This window comes from Streptomyces sp. NPDC045967, assembly GCF_056430495.1.
The window spans coordinates 19,524-34,717 of sequence record NZ_JBWKLE010000024.1; the positions used below are offsets into that span (position 1 = coordinate 19,524).

Below are 15,194 nucleotides of genomic sequence, written 5' to 3' on the forward strand. Positions count from 1 at the left end.
TGGCTGGATGGGAGGCATGGCCAAGCAGAACGTGGCAGAGCAGTTCGTCGACATCCTGGTGCGCGCGGGCGTGCGCAGGCTGTACGGCGTCGTGGGCGACAGCCTCAACCCGGTGGTGGACGCCATCCGCCGGACGGACGGCATCGACTGGATCCAGGTCCGGCACGAGGAGACGGCGGCCTTCGCGGCCGGCGCCGAGGCCCAGATCACCGGCCGCCTCGCCGCCTGCGCGGGCTCCTGCGGCCCGGGAAACCTGCACCTGATCAACGGCCTGTACGACGCCCACCGCTCCATGGCCCCCGTGCTCGCGCTGGCCTCCCACATCCCCTCCGCGGAGATCGGCCTCGGCTACTTCCAGGAGACCCACCCCGACCGGCTGTTCACCGAGTGCAGCCACTACAGCGAGCTGATCTCCAACCCCCGGCAGATGCCGCGGGTCCTGCAGACCGCCATCCAGCACGCCGTCGGCCGCAGCGGCGTCGGCGTCGTCGCGCTGCCGGGGGACGTCGCCGCGCAGCCCGCGCCGGAGAAGGCGGTGGAGCACGCCATGGTCACCTCCCGGCCCTCGGTCCGGCCCGGCGACGGCGAGATCGAGAAGCTGGTCCGGCTCGTCGACGAGGCGGACAGGGTCACCCTCTTCTGCGGCAGTGGCACCGCCGGGGCGCACGCCGAGGTGATGGAGTTCGCGGGCCGGGTCAAGGCCCCCATCGCGCACGCCCTGCGCGGCAAGGAGTGGATCCAGTACGACAACCCGTACGACGTCGGTATGAGCGGTCTCCTCGGCTACGGCGCCGCCTACGAGGCGACCCACGAGTGCGACCTGCTGATCCTGCTCGGCACGGACTTCCCGTACAACGCCTTCCTCCCCGACGACGTCAAGATCGTCCAGGTGGACATCCGGCCCGAGCACCTCGGCCGCCGGTCCCAGCTGGACCTCGCCGTCTGGGGGGACGTGCGGGAGACCCTGCGCGCCCTGAACGCGCGGGTGCGCGCCAAGAGCGACCGCCGCTTCCTGGACCGGATGCTGAAGAAGCACGCGGACGCCTTGGAGGGCGTGGTCAAGGCGTACACCCGCAAGGTGGAGAAGCACACGCCCGTCCACCCGGAGTACGTGGCGTCGGTCCTGGACGAACTCGCCGACGATGACGCCGTGTTCACCGTCGACACCGGCATGTGCAACGTGTGGGCGGCGCGCTATCTTTCCCCGAACGGCAAGCGGCGCATCATCGGATCGTTCAGCCACGGATCCATGGCCAACGCTCTTCCGCAGGCGATCGGCGCACAGTTCACCGACCGGAACCGTCAAGTGGTGTCGATGTCGGGTGACGGCGGCTTCTCGATGCTGATGGGAGATTTCCTCACCCTGGTGCAGTACGACCTTCCCGTCAAAGTGGTCCTGTTCAACAACTCATCTCTGGGAATGGTCGAGTTGGAGATGCTGGTTTCCGGCCTGCCTTCCTACGGGACGGCGAACACGAATCCCGATTTCGCCGCCGTCGCCCGCGCGGCGGGTGCGTACGGAGTGCGCGTGGAGAAGCCCAAGCAGCTCACAGGAGCCCTCAAGGACGCGTTCAAGCACCCCGGACCCGCCCTGGTGGATGTGGTGACCGACCCCAACGCCCTGTCGATCCCGCCGAGGATCAGTGCCGACATGGTGACCGGATTCGCCCTTTCCGCCGGCAAGATGGTGCTGGACGGCGGGGTCGGCAGGATGATCCAGATGGCTCGATCCAACCTGCGCAACGTGCCGCGTCCCTGAGCCCGCAGGAGTGCGGACCGGCCCGGGGGGCATGCATCCCGTAGACCTGTTCGAGAGGGATGGACGCGGGAGGTACACCGCCGTGCGGGTGGGGGCGAACACGGGCAAGCAGAAGAGAGGGCGGCCGGTACCTCGCGAACCCTCGGCCGAGGGCGGGGCGGCGGTGGAGGAGCTGGAGATCAGCCGGAGCGTCCGCCGGGCGGACCTGAAAGCCGTCGGTGACATCCGGCGGTGCTTACGGGACCTGCTCCGCCACCGGTGCCGCTCCGACGCCGCGGAGGTGGCCGAACTCCTGGTGACCGAGCTCGTCACCAACGCCCTCGTCCACACCGAGCAGGGTGCCGAGGTCTCGGCGAGCCTGGCGGCCGCCCGGCTTCGGGTGGAGGTCCGGGACTACGCCGCGCGGCGGCCCGTGCCGTACGTACCGGCCGCCGACGACGGTACGCACGGCCGGGGCCTCGCCCTGGTGCAGGCACTCGCCGACGCCTGGGGCGTGGACGCGCTGGAACCGGGCCGCGGCAAGGTGGTCTGGTTCGAACTGGACGGAGGGCTCGCCTGAACGGGCGGGCCCTCCGGCTACGGCGTCCGCGCCCCGGTGGGGGACCGGTCAGCCGAACTGCTGCTCCAGGTCCTTCAGTTTGCGCTCCAGGGAGTCGAGCCGGGGAATCGTCTGGGTGTCGTCCTCGGCGGTGAGGTCCACCGTCCGGGGGCCGGTCACCTCAGGGGACTCGGTCCGGCTGACGGCCTGCAGCGAGGGCCTTCGGAGCGGAGGCAGCTGTCCCGACTCCGGTATGGCTGGCTCCGCGCCGACCGGCGCGGAGCCCGCTCCCTGCGTCAGTTCCGGGAGGTCGACCTGGCGGCCGCGGGCCCGCCCGAAGGCCCGGTGCTGCCGGCCCAGCGCCCTGATGCGCGCCCGGTCCAGACGGTGCTGCTCCCGTCGGCGGTGCCGGTCGTTCTCCCTCTCCTTCTTGTCCTCGCGCACCTCGTCCACGGCCTCGTCGAGGGTGCGCACCCCCTCCAGCAGCATGAGCGACCAGGCGCCGAAGGTCTCCCGGGGTGCCCGCAGCCAGCGGACCATCCGGATCTGCGGCAAGGGCCGCGGGATCAGGCCCTGTTCGCGCAGCGCCGCCCTGCGGGTCTGCTTCAGGGCCCGGTCGAAGAGGACGGCCGCCGACAGCGACATGCCGGCGAAGAACTGCGGTGCTCCGTCGTGGCCGAGCCCGCGCGGCGCGTGCACCCAGTTGAACCAGGCGGCCGCGCCCGCGAACAACCAGACCAGCATGCGCGAGCCGAGCGCGGCGTCACCGTGGCTGGCCTCGCGGACGGCGAGCACCGAGCAGAACATGGCGGCGCCGTCGAGGCCGAAGGGCACCAGGTACTCCCAGCCCCCGGACAGGCTGAGGTTCTGCCGCCCGAAGCCGACCAGCCCGTGGAAGGAGAGCGCGGCGGCGACGGCGGCGCAGCAGAAGAGCAGGACGTAGGAAGCGGTGCCGTAGACGGCCTCCTTGCGCCTGCGGCGCTCCTCGCTGCGCTCCCAGCTGTCCTCGGCGGCGGCCTTCTCGCTCTCGCGCCGGCCCCGGGCCAGTACCGCAACTGCCGCAAGTACGCCCAGGATCAGCAGGCTGCCGGGCAGCAGCCAGTCCAGCGATATGTCGGTCAGTCTCATGCGGGTGTCCCTTGCCTCTGCCTCGCGTGTGCGGCCTTTCCGGCGCCATAGTGGCGCAGCGGATCGGCCCGGCACGCCGGTTTCCGGGCAAGTGGACGCCATCGGGGGTCGGGGCCCGCCGGATAGGGTGTTGTGACTCGAACAGACTGCCGTACGGCGGCAGTTGAGTTCGAATCGGGTCACCCGTGGGGGTGGGTTCAGCCCGTGATCGGTCCGGCCGCCGCGGTGAGGGCCGCGACGCGGTCCGCGTCGCAGGTCCGGGGGCAGGTGACGCAGGTGTCGTCCGGCCGGATCGTGTAGAAGAGGCAGCAGCCGGCCCGGTCCCGCGTGGACAGCTCCCGGCCGTCCGGCGCGCGGAGCGTGCGGAAACCCGCCCCTGCGGTGTACGGGGCGGTCGAGCCGGGCAGCAGCGCCTCCAGTTCGGCCATGGCCCGCCGCTCCTCGCCGAGCAGCCCGCCCACGTACCACAGGCTCTCGACGACCTCGTCGGTCACCATGCCCCACAGGGCGCGGCGCCCGCGCCGCATGCGCGGCCCGAAGCCCGCCAGGACCGGTTCGAGGTGCTCGGCTACCGCGGCCCGGACCTCGGCGCGCAGCGCCTCCTCGTCGGGCACGATCCGCGCCCCGGGGAGGGCGGCCGCCGGGTCGTCCGGCAGGCAGGCGAATTCCGCGACGTGCACGGCCATCCGGCCCCGGGTCCGGTGGAAGGCCACCGCCGCGGCCGGGAGCCGGGGGACCCGCCGCTGGAGGAACCACGGCAGGGTGATCAGCAGGCAGGCCGGCCACGCGTACCGGTGCAGCCCGAAGCCCGCGACCACATCGGGGCGGCCCTGCTTCCCGTAGTCCCGCAGGACCTGGGCGTCGTCCCAGGCGAGGAAGGCGTCCAGCGCCTGACCGCCCGCCGCGAGTTCGTCCGCGCCGACCCACCCCTCGCCGCGGGGGGCGGGCTCGTGCGCGGCACGCTCGACGACGGACAGCCCGGCGTAGGCCGCGGCCAGCCGGGCGTACGAGGCCGCCACGGGGGAGGCGGTGACGGGTACAACGGCCGTGACGGTCATGGCGGACCACCGAATCGCACGATTGTTGACAGGTAAGCCTTACCTTACCCGACTTCTACCACGCAGTATCCTCGGCGCAGGCCGAGACACCGAGGAGGACCGAGTGCACGACACGGCCCGACCCCGGGTACCGGCGCAGACGAGGAAGGTGCTGCGCCATTCCGTGCGCGGACAGGTCCTCGACGCGCTGCGCGCCGCACTCGTCGACGGCGAGCTGGTGCCGGGCGAGATCTACTCGGGCCCGGCCCTGGGGGACCGCTTCGGGGTCTCCGCCACCCCCGTGCGCGAGGCGATGCAGCAGCTGGCCCTGGAGGGGGCGGTGGAATGCCTCCCCAACCGCGGTTTCCGCGTCCTGTCGCGCACGCCGCGCGAGCGGGCGGAGCTGGCGGAGGTACGCGCCCTGCTCGAGGTCCCGGTCATGCTCCGGCTGGCCCGTTCCGTGCCCGCCCCGGCCTGGGAGGCCCTGCGCCCGGCCGCGGCCGCCACCGCCGAGGCGGCGGCGGCCGGCGACGTCCCCGGGTACGCGGAGGCGGACCGGGCCTTCCACCGGGAGGTCCTCGCGCTGGCCGGCAACGACCAGCTGGTCCAGGTGGCGGACGAGCTCCACCGCCGGGCGCAGTGGCCCCTGCCCGGGGCCGCCCGGATCCGCCGGGCGGATCTCGTCGCGGACGCGGCGGAGCACGCGGCCCTGCTGGAGGCCCTCGCCGCCGGCGACCTGCCGGTGGTGGAGTCCCTGGTCCGCGAACACTTCACGGCCACCCCCTGACGACAGGGGCTACGCCGCCGGCGACGGGGTGACGTGCAGCTGGTCCGCCAGCCAGGTGGGGATGCCGCCCAGCAGGTGGAACAGCCGGCGCGCCTCGGCGCGCAGGCGGGTGGCCTCCGGTTCCGGCTCGGCCTCGGCCAGCGCGGCGAGCGCGGGAGCCGTGCCGACCAGGAACCCCAGCTCCTCGCGGATCCGCAGGGACTCCAGGAAGCCGTGCCGGGCCTCGGCCACCTCGCCGTCCCGCAGGGCCAGCGCGGCCAGGTGCCGCCAGGTGAAGGACAGCAGCAGGGTGTCCCCGTGGGCGACCGCTCCGGCGTGCGCCCGGTGGTACGCCGGACGGGCCGACTGCGGGGCGTCCGCGAGGTGCTCGGCGACCAGCCCCCGCCGGAAGTCCAGCAGCGGGCGCGTCCGGGACCCGGGCGACAGCAGCGCCGCCGCGCGGCCCAGTGCGGAGCGGGCCTCGTCGGCCCGGTCCCGCACCCCGAGCACGGTCGCCGCGTACGCCAGGTGGCCGCGCTCGCACGCGGCCGACCCGCGGTCGTCGTCGTCCTGGGCGAGCGCCTCGGCGACCCGCAGCGCGTCCTCGGCCTCGGCCCAGCCCTGGCCGGTGAACAGGCAGCGTTCGACCAGCAGCGCGGTCCGCTGCACGGCGGCCCCCGCGTTCGCGGTCTTCCCGACGTGTGGCGTCAGGAGAGCCGCCGCGTCGGTCCAACAGCCGCGCGAGCGCAGCCGCCATATCGCCCGCTGGAGGGGGTCGTCTCCCCCGGTTGTTCCGGCACCCGACATGGCGGTCTCCGCCACATTGCCCTCCCCAAAGCAACCAAGCAGCACATCGTTGAGCCCTGGGGCGAAATGAGAGCACGGATCGGCGGCTCCGGCCAAGGGGTCGGGTGAACTCTTTCACAAAGTCCGGACGGATCATCAGCGTCCCCCCGGCCGGCCCCCTGCGCGGGGCGGGGCGATCTTCTCAGCTCATCCGCAGTGCCAGGAAGAAATCGAGCTTGTCCTCCAGCCTCGACAGGTCACGCCCCGTCAACTGCTCGATCCGCCCCACCCGGTAGCGCAGCGTGTTGACGTGCAGGTGCAGGCGCGTCGCACAGCGGGTCCAGGAGCCGTCGCAGTCCAGGAACGCCTCGAGCGTCGGGATGAGCTCCGCGCGGTGGCGCCGGTCGTAGTCCCGCAGCGGATCCAGCAGCCGGGCGGTGAAGGCGCGCCGCACGTCGTCCGGCACGAACGGCAGCAGCAGCACATGGGAGGCCAGCTCGTGGTGCCCCGCCGCGCAGACCCGGCCCGGGCGGGCCGCGGCGACCCGGCGGGCGTGCCGCGCCTCCTCCAGCGCACCGCGCAGCCCCTCGGCGGAGTGCACGGCCGCGCTGACGCCGAGCGTGAGACGCCCGTCGTCGGCGAGACCCGCCTGGAGGGGGTCGCGCACCGACGAGAGCAGCTCGTCGGCGTGCAGGGCCGAGTCGGGGCCCTTGTCCTCCCCGCCCTCACCGGTCAGCGTGGGCAGCGGCACCAGGGCGATGGCCTCGTCCCCGGCGTGGGCGACGGCGATCCGGTCCGAGGGCTCCGGCCCCGAGACGGACGGGTCGACGAGGATCTCCTCGAGCAGCGACTGCGCCACCGGGCCGCCGGGGATGTCACCGCCGTCCCAGTCCACCCGGGCTACGACCACCTGCCAGTGCGGGGCCGCGCCGAGGCCGGGCAGCAGCACCGGCGCCGCCACTCGCAGGCGGGCGGCGATCTCGGCGGGCGGAGCACCCGTCTGGACCAGTTCGAGCACCTCTTGTGCGAGGCGGCGCCGCACGGTGCGGGCGGCGTCGCGCCGGTCCCGCTCGACGGCGATCAGCTGGGTGACGCCCTGCAGCAGGTCCAGGCGCTCGGCGGGCCAGTCGCCCGCGTCCGCCTCCACGGCCAGCAGCCAGTCCGACAGCACGCTCTCGCGCACGTCCCGCGAGCCCGGTCCTGCGGCGCCCCGGCCGTGTCCCCTGATCGGGAAGAGCGAGTAGGTAATACCCTGAAGGGAGATCCGGTGCGGTCCCCTGCGGCCCGTCCGGACCGCCGCGAGGTGCTCGCTCGCCAGGGCCGCGCACACGCCCGGTGCCAGCGGCTCTCCCGCCCCGGCGATCTGCCGGCCGGTGGGGGAGAGCACCCAGGCCCGGAGATCGAGGTCGGTGGTGAGCAGATCCAGCACCACATCCGGTCCACCGCCCGCCGGACCCGAGGTCATCAGGCGGCGGTGGCGGTCCACGACGGCCGCGAGGTCCCCCGCGCGCTCCCCGGAGACCTGGCGCACCACGTACTCGGTGATGGTGGCGAATGCAACGTCTTCGTTCACGGCGAACAACGGCAGCCGGTTGCGCCGACAGGCTGAGACCAGGTCGTCGGGGATGTCCCCCAGTTCCGCCTCGCCGGCCGCGAGCCCGGCCACGCCCGCGCTCGCCAGGATTCGTACGAACGGCTCGGAGTCGGCTGAATTCCTACGCCAGGCCAGGCCGGTGAGGACCAGTTCGCCTCCGGTGAGGTATCGGCTGGGATCACGCAGGTCGGTCGTCATGACCCCGCGGACCGTCCGGTCGAGTTCGTCCTCGCCGCCCAGCAGCCGCAGCCCCAGCGCCTCGGTTTCCAGCAGTGCGCGCAGCCGCATGATGTCGCCGCCGATCTGTCTCGAATGTTGCCGTTGGAAATCGGGCAGGTCGTCGCATCCTGCCTTTCATACGAATCTACAAGACGGGGGAGGGCGTCAGCCAACTCCTTCATGGTTTCGGTGACTGCACCCCGGGGACAGGCGGCCGGTGTACTGAGTCCACACCGCGTTAACAGCACGTGAACGACCAGTCGAGGGCCATGGGGCCTCCTGGCTTGAAGTGAACGACACGATGAAGAAGAAGAGAGCCGCACATGGACTTCCTTCGCCCCGCCAGCTGGGAGGAGGCGCTCGCCGCTAAGGCCGAGTTCCCCACAGCTGTGCCGATTGCGGGTGGCACCGATGTGATGGTCGAGATCAACTTCGACCACCGTCGGCCGGAGTACCTCCTGGACCTGAACCGCATCGGTCTCCTGCGGGAGTGGGAGGTCGGCGAGGACGTGGTTCGTCTGGGCGCCTCCGTCCCGTACACGCAGATCATGGAGAACCTCCGCGCGGAGCTCCCGGGTCTCGCGCTCGCCTCGCACACGGTCGCCTCCCCGCAGATCCGCAACCGCGGCGGCGTCGGCGGCAACCTCGGTTGCGCCTCGCCGGCCGGTGACTCGCACCCGGCGCTGCTCGCCGCGGGCGCCGAGGTCGAGGTGGAGTCCGTACGCGGCTCTCGCCTGATCCCGATCGACGAGTTCTACACCGGCGTCAAGCGCAACGCGCTCGCCGCCGACGAGCTCATCAAGACCGTCCACATCAAGAAGGCGGACGGTCCGCAGCAGTACTCCAAGGTCGGCTCCCGCAACGCGATGGTCATCGCGGTCTGCGCCTTCGGCCTGGCACTGCACCCGCAGACCCGCACGGTCCGCACCGGCATCGGGTCTGCCGCGCCGACCCCGATCCGCGCCAAGGCCGCCGAGGAGTTCCTGAACGCCGCGCTCGAAGAGGGCGGCTTCTGGGAGTCGGGCAAGGTCATCACCCCGTCGATCGCCAAGCAGTTCGGTGACCTCGCCTCCGGCGCGGCCAACCCGATCGACGACGTCCGCGGCACGGCGAAGTACCGCCGTCACGCGGTCGGCATCATGGCTCGCCGCCAGCTCGTCTGGACCTGGGAGCAGTACCGCGGTACCGGCAACGGCCGCTCGCTTGAAGGGGCTGCGTAATCATGCGCGTCAATTTCACTGTCAACGGCCGTCAGCAGGAAGCCGACGACGTCTGGGAGGGCGAGTCCCTCCTGTACGTCCTGCGCGAGCGCCTGGGCCTGCCGGGTTCGAAGAACGCCTGCGAGCAGGGCGAGTGCGGTTCCTGCACCGTCCGCCTCGACGGCGTGCCGGTCTGTTCCTGCCTGGTCGCGGCCGGTCAGGTCGAGGGCCGCGACGTCGTGACCGTCGAGGGCCTGGCGGAGTTCGCCAAGCAGCGCGAGGAGCACGGCCACGGCGGTGCCTGCGGCACCGGCGGCGGCTGCGGCAGCAAGGGCGTGTCCCTGGACGCGGCCAAGCAGTGGCAGGCCAAGCCCGGCGACTCCCAGACCGGCGAGGGCGTGGAGCTCTCCAACATCCAGCAGGCGTTCATCGACGCCGGCGCCGTCCAGTGCGGTTTCTGCACCCCGGGCCTCCTGGTCCAGGCCGACGCGCTGCTCGAGGAGAACTCCTCCCCGTCCGACCAGGACATCCGTGAGGCCCTGTCCGGCAACCTGTGCCGCTGCACGGGCTACGAGAAGATCCTCGACGCGGTCCGCCTCGCGGCCGCCCGTCAGGCAGAGGCGGTCTGACCATGGCTCAGAACACCCGCACCGTACCTTCCGGTGCGCCGACGAACGTCAGCCAGAAGCACAACAAGGGCGGCATCGGGGAGTCCACGCTCCGCCCGGACGGCACCCTCAAGGTCACCGGTGAGTTCGCGTACTCCTCGGACATGTGGCACGAGGACATGCTGTGGGGCCAGACCCTGCGCAGCACCGTCGCGCACGCCGAGATCGCGTCCATCGACATCTCCGAGGCGCTCGCCATGCCCGGCGTCTACTCGGTGCTGACGTACGACGACCTGCCGGCCGAGATGAAGAACTACGGCCTGGAGATCCAGGACACCCCGGTGCTCGCCAACGGCCGGGTGCGCCACCACGGTGAGCCGGTCGCCCTCGTGGCCGCCGACCACCCGGAGACCGCCCGCCGCGCGGCCGCCAAAATCAAGATCGACTACCGCGAGCTGCCGCTCGTCACGGACGAGGCCTCCGCGCTCGCCGCGGACGCGCCCCTGATCCACGAGGGCCGCGACGACCACCACAGCGGTCACGTCCCGCACCCGAACATCGTGCACCGCCAGCCGATCATCCGCGGCAACGTGGAGGAGGCGCGCAAGCGCGCCGACGTGATCGTCGAGGGCGAGTACACCTTCGGCATGCAGGACCAGGCGTTCCTCGGCCCGGAGTCCGGTCTCGCCGTGCCCTGCGAGGACGGCGGCGTCGACCTCTACGTCGCCACCCAGTGGCTGCACTCGGACCTCAAGCAGATCGCCCCCGTCCTCGGTCTCCCCGAGGAGAAGGTGCGCATGACGCTCTCCGGCGTCGGCGGTGCCTTCGGCGGTCGCGAGGACATCTCCATGCAGATCCACGCCTGCCTCCTGGCCCTGGCCACGAACAAGCCGGTCAAGATCGTCTACAACCGCTTCGAGTCCTTCTTCGGACACGTGCACCGCCACCCAGCGAAGCTCTACTACGAGCACGGCGCCACCAAGGACGGCAAGCTCACGCACATGAAGTGCAAGATCGTCCTGGACGGCGGCGCCTACGCGTCCGCCTCCCCGGCCGTCGTCGGCAACGCGTCCTCCCTCTCGGTGGGCCCGTACGTCATCGAGGACGTCGACATCGAGGCGATCGCGCTCTACACGAACAACCCGCCCTGCGGCGCGATGCGCGGCTTCGGCGCCGTCCAGGCCTGCTTCGCCTACGAGGCCCAGATGGACAAGCTCGCGGCGAAGCTGGGCATGGACCCGGTCGAGTTCCGCCAGCTGAACGCCATGGAGATGGGCACGATCATGCCCACCGGCCAGGTCGTGGACTCCCCGGCCCCGGTCGCCGAGCTGCTGCGCCGGGTCAAGGCCCGCCCGCTGCCGCCGGAGCGCCAGTGGGAGAGCGCCGGGGAGGGCGCGGACGTCCGCGCGCTGCCGGGCGGCCTGTCCAACACCACCCACGGCGAGGGCGTCGTCCGCGGCGTCGGCTACGCAGTCGGCATCAAGAACGTCGGCTTCTCCGAGGGCTTCGACGACTACTCGACCGCCCGCGTGCGGCTCGAGGTCATCAACGGCGAGCCCGTCGCGATGGTCCACACGGCCATGGCGGAGGTCGGCCAGGGCGGTGTGACCGTCCACGCGCAGATCGCCCGTACCGAGCTGGGCGTCACGCAGGTGACCATCCACCCGGCCGACACCCAGGTCGGCTCCGCCGGTTCCACGTCCGCCTCCCGGCAGACGTACATGACCGGTGGCGCGGTGAAGAACACCTGCGAGGCCGTCCGCGAGAAGGTCCTGGAGATCGGCCGCCGCAAGAACGGCTCCTACCACCCCGCGTGGGCGACCGCCGAGCTGCTCCTGGAGGGCGGCAAGGTCGTCACCGACGGCGGCGAGGTCCTCGCGGACCTGGCGGACGTCCTCGAGGGCGAGGACGCGATCGACCTGGAGCTGGAGTTCCGGCACCGGCCGACCGTCGCCTTCGACCTGAAGACCGGCCACGGCGACGGCCACGTCCAGTACACCTTCGCCGCGCACCGCGCGGTCGTCGAGGTGGACACCGAGCTCGGCCTGGTCAAGGTCGTGGAGCTGGCGACCGCGCAGGACGTCGGCAAGGCCCTGAACATGCTCTCCGTGGTCGGCCAGATCCAGGGTGGCACCACCCAGGGTCTCGGCGTGGCGATCATGGAAGAGATCATCGTGGACCCGAAGACCGCGAAGGTGCGCAACCCCTCCTTCACGGACTACCTGATCCCGACCATCCTGGACACCCCGACCATCCCGGTCGACGTCCTGGAGCTCGCCGACCCGAACGCGCCGTACGGCCTGCGCGGTATGGGCGAGGCCCCGACCCTGTCGTCCACCCCGGCCGTCCTCGCGGCGATCCGGCAGGCGACCGGTCTGGAGCTCAACAAGACGCCGATCCGTCCGGAAGCCCTCACCGGGACCCTCTAGGACGGCTGGTCCGGGGGTCGCCAGGCCCCCGGACCCCTTCAGACTCTCCGGGCGGTGCGCGATGGGAACGTCACACTTCGCAGCGCCCCGCCCGGAGTACCCGAAGTACCGCACCGCTCGCGGTCCGCTTCACCCGGCAGTACCCCTGCGAGAACCCCCACGTAGTACCAGCGGTCACCCCCGCGCTACCCGCAGTACACGCAGTGCACTTTCGCGTCGCCTCGGGCCGTCACCCCGGGTCGTGCAGCCAACGCAGTTTCCCAAATCCCGCGTCTCCAATCTCCAAGCGGGTGCCCCTTTGAACCTTGGGAGTTAGGCACCATGACCCAGTCGTCTGTGGAGCCCAAGACCACCGCGGAAGAGGCCGGCGACGGCTCTCGCACCCCCGCCGGGCGTTCTTGGCTCGACCGGTACTTTCACATAACACACAGAGGATCCAACGTCGGCAACGAAGTTCGTGGCGGTATCACGACCTTCATGGCGATGGCGTACATCCTCCTTCTCAACCCCCTGCTCCTCTCGGGCAAGGACGTCGCCGGCACCGTGATGGACGGATCGGCGATCATCACCGCCACCGCCTTCGCCGCCGCCGTGACCACGCTGCTCATGGGCTTCGTCGGCAAGGTGCCGCTCGCCCTCGCCGCCGGCCTGTCCGTGTCCGGTGTGCTGGCCTCGCAGGTGGCCCCGCAGATGACCTGGCCGCAGGCCATGGGCATGTGCGTGGTCTACGGTGTCGTGATCTGTCTCCTGGTCGTCACCGGCCTCCGCGAGATGATCATGAACGCCATCCCGCTGGCGCTCAAGCACGCCATCACCATGGGCATCGGCCTGTTCGTCGCCCTGATCGGCTTCGTCAAGGCCGGATTCGTCGGCAACGGCGGGGAGTTCATGCCCCCCGTGCAGCTCGGCGCGACCGGTGAGCTGTCCGGCTGGCCGGTCCTGCTCTTCGCCGTCACCCTGATCGCCATCTTCATGCTCCAGGCCCGCCGGGTGCCCGGAGCGATCCTGATCGGCATCGTCGGCGGCACCGTCCTCGCGGCGATCCTCAACGCGATCGTGGACATCGACCCCAAGGCATGGAAGAACGGCCCGCCGGTGCTGGACGGCACCGCGATCTCGATGCCGAACTTCGCGCTCTTCGGCGACGTCTCCTTCGGCGGCTGGGGCGACGTCGGCTACATGACGGTCGGCATGATCGTCTTCACCCTGGTGCTCGCCGGCTTCTTCGACGCGATGGCCACCATCATCGGCGTCGGCACCGAGGCCAAGCTGGCCGACGACAAGGGCCGCATGCCGGGCCTGTCCAAGGCCCTGTTCATCGACGGCGCCGGTGGCGCCATCGGTGGCGTCGCGGGCGGCTCCGGCCAGACCGTGTTCGTCGAGTCCGCGACCGGCGTCGGTGAGGGAGCCCGCACAGGCCTCGCCTCCGTCGTCACCGGGCTGTTCTTCGCCGCCTGCCTCTTCTTCACCCCGATCACCCAGATCGTCCCCGGCGAGGTGGCCTCCGCGGCCCTGGTCGTCATCGGCGCGATGATGATGCAGAACGCCCGCCACGTGGACTGGGCCGACAGCTCCACCTCGATCCCGGTCTTCCTGACCGTCGTGATCATGCCCTTCACGTACTCGATCACCGCGGGTGTCGCCGCCGGCGTCATCTCCTACGTCGCCATCAAGGTCGCCCAGGGCAAGGCCCGTGAGATCGGCGCCTTCATGTGGGCGCTGACCGGAATCTTCCTGGTCTTCTTCGCCCTGCACCCGATCGAGGGCTGGCTCGGCGTCGGCTGACCCGGCCGCGCCCGCTCCACCGGCGCACCGCGCGCCCGGCACCGCGCGCGGGACACCGCGCACCCGTACGAAAGACCGCGCACTCCACGTATCCGATACTGGAACCGAACCTCTCCGAGGAGGCCCCCATGCTGGACATCGCCGAAGAACTGAACCGGTGGGTCGAGCAGGGGCGTGACTTCGCCGTCGCCACCGTGGTGGCCGTCGGCGGGAGCGCGCCCCGGCAGCCCGGGGCCGCCCTCGCCGTCGACAGCGAGGGCACGGCCATCGGCTCGGTATCCGGCGGATGCGTGGAGGGCGCGGTGTACGAGCTGTGCCGGCAGGCGCTCCAGGACGGCGAAACCGTCCGCGAGCGCTTCGGCTACAGCGACGACGACGCCTTCGCCGTCGGTCTGACCTGCGGCGGCATCATCGACATCCTGGTCACCCCCGTCCCCGCGGGCTCTCCCGTCCGGGAGGTGCTCGCGGCCGGTCTGGCCGCCGCCGCTCGTGGGGAGGCGGCGGCGGTCGCCCGGGTGGCGGAGGGACCGGCCGAGCTGATGGGCCGCGCCCTGTTCGTCCGTACCGAAGGCGCCTGGGAAGGCGGCTTCGGCGGCCACCCCGAGCTGGACCGCACCATCGCCGAAGAGGCCCGCGCCCTGCTCGACGCCGGCCGGACCGGCGTGCTGGAGATGGGCGCCGACGGAAGGCTCTGCGGGGAGCCGCTGAAGGTGCTGGTCGAGTCCAGCGTCCCGCCCCCGCGCATGATCGTCTTCGGTGCCATCGACTTCGCCTCCGCCCTCGTGCGCATCGGCAAGTTCCTCGGCTACCGGGTCACCGTCTGCGACGCGCGGCCCGTCTTCGCGACGAAGACCCGCTTCCCCGAGGCGGACGAGATCGTCGTCGACTGGCCGCACCGCTACCTGGAGACCACCGACGTGGACGGCCGGACCGTCCTGTGCGTGCTCACCCACGACGCCAAGTTCGACGTCCCGCTCCTCGAACTGGCCCTCAGGCTCCCCGTCGCCTACGTCGGGGCCATGGGCTCCCGCCGCACCCACGAGGACCGCAACAAGCGGCTGCGCGAGGTCGGCGTGACCGAGCTCGAACTGGCCCGGCTGCGCTCCCCGATCGGCCTGGACCTCGGCGCCCGCTCCCCGGAGGAGACCGCGCTGTCCATCGCCGCCGAGATCGTGGCCAACCGCCGCGGCGGCAGCGGCGCGGCGCTGACCGGCGCGCACATCCCGATCCACCCCGATCCGCAAGGCCGCACCAACGGCGTGATCGGGCGGATCGGCTCCGTCGCTTGAAGAGCTGAACCCCGTACGTGACAGAAGGGCGCGACCCGTGAGGGTTGCGCCCTTCTG

At 71.7% G+C, this 15,194-nt stretch carries 12 protein-coding genes; 8 read left to right on the top strand and 4 right to left on the bottom strand.

Annotated features, from left to right (window positions below; genetic code table 11):
• The first annotated feature begins 16 nt into the window (after positions 1-16).
• Positions 17-1,759 carry a pyruvate dehydrogenase gene (locus AC07FY_RS30050; RefSeq protein ID WP_479012585.1) on the top strand — a complete coding sequence of 581 codons (1,743 nt, stop codon included), beginning with the start codon at positions 17-19 and terminating at the stop codon, positions 1,757-1,759.
• Between the two features lie 82 nt (positions 1,760-1,841).
• Positions 1,842-2,318, top strand: a complete 477-nt coding sequence (locus AC07FY_RS30055) for an ATP-binding protein (protein ID WP_479012588.1) — start codon at positions 1,842-1,844, stop codon at positions 2,316-2,318.
• Positions 2,319-2,366: 48 nt separating this feature from the next.
• On the opposite strand, the gene AC07FY_RS30060 is transcribed toward AC07FY_RS30055, so the two are convergent.
• Complete coding sequence (locus AC07FY_RS30060) at positions 2,367-3,425, bottom strand: DUF2637 domain-containing protein (RefSeq protein WP_479012590.1); 1,059 nt, start codon at positions 3,423-3,425, stop codon at positions 2,367-2,369.
• A 197-nt stretch (positions 3,426-3,622) separates the two neighbouring features.
• The gene (locus tag AC07FY_RS30065; RefSeq protein ID WP_479012593.1) at positions 3,623-4,483 is read right to left on the bottom strand and encodes a (2Fe-2S)-binding protein; all 861 of its coding nucleotides are present in this window, start codon (positions 4,481-4,483) and stop codon (positions 3,623-3,625) included.
• Between AC07FY_RS30065 and AC07FY_RS30070 the strand changes: the two genes are divergently transcribed.
• The gene (locus AC07FY_RS30070; RefSeq protein ID WP_479012596.1) at positions 4,482-5,249 is read left to right on the top strand and encodes a GntR family transcriptional regulator; all 768 of its coding nucleotides are present in this window, start codon (positions 4,482-4,484) and stop codon (positions 5,247-5,249) included. The genes AC07FY_RS30065 and AC07FY_RS30070 overlap by 2 nt on opposite strands.
• 9 nt (positions 5,250-5,258) lie before the next feature.
• Here AC07FY_RS30070 and AC07FY_RS30075 read toward each other — a convergent pair whose 3' ends face one another.
• Together AC07FY_RS30075 and AC07FY_RS30080 are read right to left on the bottom strand one after the other, a co-directional pair.
• Positions 5,259-6,050, bottom strand: coding sequence for a hypothetical protein (locus tag AC07FY_RS30075; RefSeq protein WP_479012599.1), 792 nt, complete (start codon positions 6,048-6,050; stop codon positions 5,259-5,261).
• A gap of 166 nt (positions 6,051-6,216) precedes the next feature.
• Entirely contained in the window at positions 6,217-7,896 is a 1,680-nt protein-coding gene (locus AC07FY_RS30080) for a PucR family transcriptional regulator (protein ID WP_479012602.1), read from the bottom strand.
• Between the two features lie 254 nt (positions 7,897-8,150).
• Here AC07FY_RS30080 and AC07FY_RS30085 point away from each other — a divergent pair, with 254 nt between their 5' ends.
• The 5 genes from AC07FY_RS30085 to AC07FY_RS30105 all read left to right on the top strand — a co-directional run bounded on the left by AC07FY_RS30085 (position 8,151) and on the right by AC07FY_RS30105 (position 15,137).
• Positions 8,151-9,047, top strand: coding sequence for an FAD binding domain-containing protein (locus AC07FY_RS30085; RefSeq protein ID WP_479012605.1), 897 nt, complete (start codon positions 8,151-8,153; stop codon positions 9,045-9,047).
• A 2-nt stretch (positions 9,048-9,049) separates the two neighbouring features.
• Positions 9,050-9,655: a (2Fe-2S)-binding protein gene (locus AC07FY_RS30090; RefSeq protein WP_257553638.1), complete on the top strand. Its 606-nt coding sequence runs from the start codon at positions 9,050-9,052 to the stop codon at positions 9,653-9,655.
• A gap of 2 nt (positions 9,656-9,657) precedes the next feature.
• Positions 9,658-12,063 (top strand): xanthine dehydrogenase family protein molybdopterin-binding subunit, encoded by a 2,406-nt coding sequence (locus tag AC07FY_RS30095; RefSeq protein WP_479012608.1) that lies wholly within the window; start codon positions 9,658-9,660, stop codon positions 12,061-12,063.
• Positions 12,064-12,384: 321 nt separating this feature from the next.
• On the top strand, positions 12,385-13,848 hold the full coding sequence (locus tag AC07FY_RS30100) for an NCS2 family permease (RefSeq protein WP_479012611.1): 1,464 nt from the start codon (positions 12,385-12,387) through the stop codon (positions 13,846-13,848).
• Positions 13,849-13,976: 128 nt separating this feature from the next.
• The gene (locus AC07FY_RS30105) at positions 13,977-15,137 is read left to right on the top strand and encodes an XdhC family protein (protein ID WP_479012614.1); all 1,161 of its coding nucleotides are present in this window, start codon (positions 13,977-13,979) and stop codon (positions 15,135-15,137) included.
• Positions 15,138-15,194 lie beyond the last annotated feature (57 nt).